4 protein-coding genes are annotated in these 5,565 nt (G+C 72.7%); all 4 read left to right on the forward strand.

All coding sequences use genetic code 11. The features are described 5' to 3' along the window. Nucleotides 1-1,688: diguanylate cyclase (locus tag ACT6S0_RS25995; RefSeq protein WP_444766630.1), on the forward strand; the 1,688-nt coding region annotated here is incomplete at its 5' end. A gap of 148 nt (nt 1,689-1,836) precedes the next feature. After that, entirely contained in the window at nt 1,837-3,891 is a 2,055-nt protein-coding gene (locus ACT6S0_RS26000; protein WP_444766631.1) for a diguanylate cyclase, read from the forward strand. Next, entirely contained in the window at nt 3,888-4,994 is a 1,107-nt protein-coding gene (locus ACT6S0_RS26005; protein WP_444766632.1) for a Bug family tripartite tricarboxylate transporter substrate binding protein, read from the forward strand. Before ACT6S0_RS26000 ends, ACT6S0_RS26005 begins: the two co-directional genes overlap by 4 nt. Before the next feature lie 50 nt (nt 4,995-5,044). Beyond that, on the forward strand, nt 5,045-5,565 hold a 521-nt coding region (locus tag ACT6S0_RS26010; protein WP_444766633.1), incomplete at its 3' end, for a SulP family inorganic anion transporter.

Consider the following 5,565-nt stretch of genomic DNA (forward strand, 5'->3'; position numbering starts at 1 on the left):
CCGAATACCTGCGCGCCAGTGGCGACATGCGCGAGGCGCGCAAGCTGTTGCTGGGCCTGGATGCGCAGCAGCTCAACGCCGCCGGCCTGGTGTTCCGCTGGCGCTACTACGACCAGCTCGGCGCCATCACCAGCGACACCGGCGAGCTCGACGCGTCGTTGAACTATGGCCACGCCGCCCAGCGGCTGGCCGAGCAGCTGGGCCAGCCCTGGCGCGTCGCGCTGACCCTGGTCGATCTGGCCTACACGTCCGACCGCGCGGACACGCCGGCCCGCGCCCGCCAACTGCTGGCCCAGGCGCTTGTCGAGGCGCAGAAGGACCCCGATCCGATGACGCTGAACCGCGTCTACACGATGCGCGGCATCCTCCACACCGGCGACACCGACGCCAGCATCACGCTGCAGGCTTACTCCGACGCGCTGGAGCAGGCCACGCTCGCCGGCTCCGATTCCGTGCGCGCGCTGGGCCTGGCCAACATCTCCGACTACCACCTGCGGCAGGGCCAGTCGGCGCGGGCGCTGGCGCTGGCCGAACAGGCCCTGCCGCTGGCGCGCGCCACGCGCAACATCGGCGCCGAGAGCGTGGCGCGCTCCAACATCGGCCTGGCCAAGATCGCCATGGGCCGGATCGCCGAGGGCCGCGACGATGTGCGCGCCGCGATCATGCTGGACGAACAGCAGGGCGCGCTGTCGTATGCCTCCGAGGGCTGGGAGGAGCTGGCGGGATATCTGGAGCAGGCCGGCGACCTGGCCGGAGCCGTGGCGGCCTACGGCGAGCACCGCCGCATGAGCGAGCGCGTGCTGCGCGACGAGACACGCAAGCTGCTGCTGGAAGCCCAGGAGCGCCAGGACGCCGAGCAGCGTGCGCGCGACATCGAGCTGCTCAACCGCGACAACGCCCTCAAGGCCGAGCAGGTTCATCAGCGCAACCTGGCGCTGGTGCTGTGGGCGGCGCTGGGCGGCTGCGTGCTGGTGTCGCTGGGCCTGCTGTGGCAGGCCTTCCGCCGCGTGCGCCGCACCAACGAGGCGCTGGCCCACAGCAATGCATCGCTGAAGCACCAGAGCGAGAGCGACCCGCTGACCGGCCTGGCCAACCGTCGCCACTTCCAGGCCGCCGTCAAGAGCCTGTCGAACGCCGAGGGCCTGGCCGCCAGCGTCTTCCTGGTCGACATTGACCACTTCAAGCGCATCAACGACAGCTACGGCCATGCCGCCGGCGACACCGTGCTGGTCGAGATCGCCAGCCGGCTGCGGCAGGCCGTGCGCGACGACGACCTCATCGTGCGCTGGGGCGGCGAGGAGTTCCTCATCGTGGCGCGCGGCCGCGAGGCCCCGTTCGCGCAACAGCTCGCGCAGCGCCTGCTTGACCTCATCGGCGGCAGGCCCGTGCGCCAGGACGGCCGCGACATTCCCGTCACCGCCTCGATCGGTTTCGTCAGCCTGCCGGTGTCGCCGCACGGCCTGCGGCTGTCGTGGGAGCGCGCCATCGACCTGGTCGACACCGTCATGTACCTGGCCAAGGCGCATGGCCGCAACAAGGCCTATGGCGTCGAGCGCATCAATGCCCACGATGCGCTGGCTGCCGCGCAACTGACGGCGCGGCTGGAAGCCGCATGGAGCGAAGGCCTGGTCGGTCTGCAGGCGCTCAGCGGACCCAGCCCGGCCCGGGCGGCCGAGGCCAAGGCGTGAGCGCCGCGCCGGGCCGTCCCAAGCAAGCTCGCTCCCGCCTGGCGGGACAGCGCGCAGCGCGAAGGGTGCCCGTGAGCGCCGCGCCGGGCTGCCCCAAGCAAGCTCGCTCCCGCCTGGCGGGACAGCGCGCAGCGCGAAGGGCGCATGCATGATCAAGCGGCTGCCTGCACTGTTGCTGCTGTCGCTGGCCGTTGCACGGGCTGGCGCGGTGCCCGTCGCCGTGCCCGACCCGGTGGCGGAGGACACGCTGCTGGCGAACATCGCCCGCCGCGCGTTCGATGCGCCGGACGCCATGCTGGCCGAGCTGCGCCAGCGCTGGCCCACCCACGCCGAGCCCGGCCAGCCGCGCGAAGCCGCGTGGCTGATGGCGCACGGCCGTGTGTTGCTGCACGCCGGCCAGATCGACGCGGCCGATGCCATCGCGGTGCAGCTGATGGCCCGCGCGGACGGCGTTGACCGCAGCTGGGTGCTGCGCGCGCTGGCGCAGGAGCGCGTCGGCAAGCCCGTCACCGTGCTGGCCGCCCGCGCCCTGGTCGGCCTGGACAAGCGCTGCCCCGCCGGTGACGAAGTGCGCGCCGTGCGCGAGCTGGGCTGCGACTTCCGCAGCACCTGGGAGGCGCTGCGCCTGTTGCAACGCGAGCAGGCCGACCAGGGCGCCTTCGTCAACGCCGAGGCGGGCATCCGCCGTGCGCTCGCCCTGGCGCGTGCGGGGGGAGACCGGCCTCTCGCCGCCCTCAGCCGCGGCATGCTGGCCGTCGTGCTGCAGTCGCAGGACAAGCTGGACGCCGCCCGCGCCGAGATCCGCGCCGCCCAGGCCGAAGTGTCCGGCGACCTCGTGGTCGGCGCCCGGCTGCGCAGTCTCGAAGGTGTCATCGAACGCCGCGCGCATGACTTGCCGGCCGCGCGGAGTGCGGTGGAAGCGGCCCTGCTGCTGGCCGAGCAGGCCGACGCGCCTCATCTGGCGGCCCAGCTGCGCGCCAACCTGGTCGACGCCTACATGCATCTCGGGATGCTGAAGGAGGCGCTGGCCACGGGCCAGCGCGCGCTGCCGGTGCTGCAGCGCTTCCGCGACCGTGGTTTCGAGCGAGCGCTGCACCACAACTTCGCCGTCGCCCACATCAAGTTGCGCCAGTTCGACGCGGGCCGCCAGGCGCTGGCCCGGGTGGCCGAGTTCGGCACCGACCCCACCGATCTGGTGCCGCGCGCCCGCGAGCTGCGCGAGCTGGCCGATACCTGGGCCGAAGCCGGTCAATACAAGGAGGCCCTCGCCGCCCTGCATGCCGAGCGGGAGCTCAATGAGCGCGCCAACGAGCGCAACCGCGCCGCTGCGCTGGAGGAGCTGGGCCGCAAGTACGACAGCGCCGCCAAGCAGCGCGACCTCGACTTGCTGGCCCGCGACGGCCAGCTCAAGGACCAGCAGCTGGCCAACCAGCGGCTCGCGCAGAAGGTCGGTGTCGCCGTCGGGGCGTTGCTGCTGCTGTCACTCGCGCTGATCGGCGTCACGCTGCTGCGCATGCGCCGGGCGCAGGCGCGCCTGACGGCCAACCAGAGCCTGCTGCGCGCGCAGAGCGAGCGCGACCCGCTGACCGACCTGTCCAACCGCCGCCATTTCCTGGCCGTCATGGACCAGCGGGCGCGCGACGCCGCCGGCAGGGAGCGGGCCGAGGGCTTCCGCGGCGCGCTGATGATGATCGACATCGATCACTTCAAGAACGTCAATGACTGGCATGGCCACGCGGCGGGTGATGCCGTCATCGTCGAAGTCGGCCATCGCATCCGCGCGGCCGTGCGTGACACCGACCTGGTCGTGCGCTGGGGCGGCGAGGAATTCCTCGTCTTCGCGCCCGAGCTGCCCGGCAACGACCTGGCGCTGATGGCCGGGCGCATCCTGCGCGGCATCGGCAGCCAGCCGGTGCAAACGCCCGCGGGCCCGCTGCGCGTCACCGCGTCCATCGGCTTCGCGAGCTTTCCGCTGGGCGGCAGCACCGAGGCCGCACCGGCGCTGCGCCTGCACTGGGAGCAGGCGGTCAACTGGGCCGACATGGTGCTCTACAAGGCCAAGGCCGAGGGTCGCAACCGCGGCGTCGGCATCACGGCCGTCGAGGCACCCGACGCCAACACGCTGGCCGCCATCCTGCAGGACTTCGACGCCGCCTGCATCAACGGCCAGGTCGTGCTCAGGCAATTGCCGGGGCCGGTATGAACAGGCCCCTCGTCCAAGGAGTACCCTGGTCGGTCCCCCTGGGGGACGGCGATGCTTGCGGCATTGAGCCGCAAGCACATCGCCATGACGGGCCGGCTTGGGAGCGGCCCGGCGCTCGGCCCGCGAGTCTTCTGCGCCGCAGCCTGCTGCTGTGGCTGGCCACGCCGGCCATCGCTCAGCCGGGCTGGCCGACGCGCCCGCTGCGCATCGTCGTGCCCTACGCCGCTGGCGGTTCGGCCGACGTCGCCGCGCGCCAGCTGGCGCCCGAGTTGCAACGCAGCCTGGGCCAGCCGGTCGTCATCGACAACCGGCCGGGTGCGGATGGCAACATCGGCAGCGCCGAGGTCGCCGGGGCGAGCGACGGTCATACGCTGCTGCTGGGCAGCGTCGGCACGCATGTGATCAACCCGTTGCTGTCGCGCCGCCTGCCCTATGACCCGGTGAAGGATTTCTCGCCCATCTGCCTGATCGCGACCGTGCCCCTGGTGCTGGTCATGAACCCGGGCGTCGCGCAGGCCCTGGGCGTGCGCAGTCTGAGCGACCTCGTGCAAGTCGCCGCGGCTCAGCCCGGCCGTCTGCACATCGCCTCCGGCGGCAATGGCAACCCGACGCACCTGGCCGGCGAGCTCTTCAAGCGGCTGACGCGGACCTACATGCTGCACTTTCCCTATCGCAGCGCGGCGTCGGCCCAGCAGGACGTGATCGCCGGCAACATGGACCTGATGTTCGACGTCCTGCCGTCGGCGCTGCCGCAGATCAAGGCCGGCAGGCTGCTGCCGCTGGCCGTGACCAGCACGCGGCGCAGCCCCGGCCTGCCCGAGCTGCCCACCGTCGAGGAGGCGGGCGGCGCGGCGCTGAAGGGCTATGAGGCCAGCGCCTGGATCGGCCTGTTTGCGCCGGGCAGCCAGCCGGTTGAACAGCTCGCCCGCCTGCAGCGCGACAGCGTGGCCGCGCTGGCCGGGCCCGCGCTGCGCGAGCGCCTGACGGCGCGCGGCATGCTGGTGCATGGCAGCGGAGGCCACGAGTTCGCTGCCCTCATCGCGGCGGAAACGGCCAAATGGGCGCGGGTGGTGCAGCTGTCGGGCGTCAAGGTCGACCGCTGACCCGCGACGGCGAGCCACCGGGCGGCTGGCGCGCCGATACTTCGGCCCCGATGCCAGCGATCCTCACTGCCACGTGGCGCGCCGACCTGATCGCCGGCGCCGTCGTGGCCGTGCTGCTGATCCCGCAGAGCCTGGCCTACGCAATGCTCGCCGGTTTGCCGCCCCAGGTCGGTCTGTACGCCAGCCTGCTGCCGCTGCTGGCCTATGCGGCGCTGGGCTCCAGCCCGGTGCTCGGCCTGGGGCCGGTGGCGGTGCTGGCGCTGATGATCGCGCAGGCCCTGGGGGCGTTGCCAGCCGGCGTCAGCCCGACCGAGGGGGCGCTCGTGCTGGCGGCCGAGGTCGGGCTGCTGCTGGCGGCCGCAGCGCTGCTGCGGTTGGATGCGCTGTCCAGCCTGCTGTCAGTGCCTGCGCTGCGCGGCTTCGAGAGCGGCGCCACGCTGATGATCGCGGCCGGGCAGTTGCCGGTGTTGCTGGGCAGCACGGCGGCGGGTTTCACCGCGCCGGCGCTGATCAGCACCGCGCCGCATGGCGGCCTCGCGCCGGCGAGTGCCGTCTGGGGCGGCGCGGCGAT

It is taken from the genome of Roseateles sp. (assembly GCF_052436255.1).
GTDB lineage: Bacteria > Pseudomonadota > Gammaproteobacteria > Burkholderiales > Burkholderiaceae_C > Pelomonas.

Bases quoted from the DNA above. Each gene is read 5' to 3' on its own strand.
- ACT6S0_RS26000 (WP_444766631.1), top strand. From the start codon at position 1,837: ATGATCAAGCGGCTGCCTGCACTGTTGCTGCTGTCGCTGGCCGTTGCA.
- ACT6S0_RS26005 (WP_444766632.1), top strand. From the start codon at position 3,888: ATGAACAGGCCCCTCGTCCAAGGAGTACCCTGGTCGGTCCCCCTGGGG.